This is a genomic window from Blautia aquisgranensis (assembly GCF_040096615.1).
Taxonomy (GTDB): domain Bacteria; phylum Bacillota; class Clostridia; order Lachnospirales; family Lachnospiraceae; genus Blautia_A; species Blautia_A aquisgranensis.
The window spans coordinates 1-896 of sequence record NZ_JBBMEJ010000047.1; the positions used below are offsets into that span (position 1 = coordinate 1).

1 protein-coding gene is annotated in these 896 nt (G+C 39.1%); it reads right to left on the reverse strand.

From position 1 onward, the window contains the following. Positions 1–175: 175 nt before the first annotated feature. Positions 176–896: transposase (locus tag WMO28_RS16765; protein WP_349057709.1), on the reverse strand; the 721-nt coding region annotated here is incomplete at its 5' end.

Here is an 896-nt window from a genome sequence, read left to right on the forward strand (position 1 = left end):
AGGGAGCTGTCGGTAAATAACGTTTTTTAGAGCTGACAGCACCAAACAAAAATATCCTGACAGTTACAGAGCTTTCTGGCTCTGCAACTTGTTCAGGATATTTTTATTTTGATAAATACTTTCTGTTTTTGGCCGCAAAAAATCCTTGTTTGGATTTTTTCAGCCGCATTTTTTTCTAGGCAGTTTTTCCTTCAAATTTTCTCAGTTTTTCGTATAAAAAACGATGATATTTATTTATATTTCTTCCAATAGCATACAGCATGAATTCTTTATATACCTTATCTGCCGAATGGTAATTAAAACGCCGGAAGTTCTCATTTTCCTTTATATCTCCAAAATGTCCTTCCGTCTGAATGGAACGTGTCTGGCGTTTCAGGATCCCGCGTTCACTCTGGATATTGGCATGCGATCTTTCTTTCAGTTCCTCCCATTGTTCATTGATCTTCATGACTTTGTTCTTTTCAGCATCTTTCTCCGCATCATACTTATACAGACAGCGCGCTTTATGTTCACATCCGCTGCAGTTTGCACAACCATATACCTCAAAGGTCTGTGTATATCCATCCTGCTCTTTGCTCTCTGTCCTGAGATGCCGCAGTTCACGTCCGTCATGGCAGATATAGAACTGTTCATCTTCAAAGATCCCTGTCCTCATGTTGTAATATTTACTGATATCTTCTGAATAAGCGCGTGTTTTTCGCTTTTCATGATCCTGCAGTTTTATATAACTGGATATTTCATTCCGTTTTAAATAAAGCAGATTTTTTTCACTACAGTACCCGCTGTCCGCAGTTACTTCTTCCAGAATACTCCCGAAAGCATTCTTATGTTTTTCAAGGACCGGGATCAGGGTATTATAATCGGTGCGGTCGCTGCTTACATATCCATGTACGATA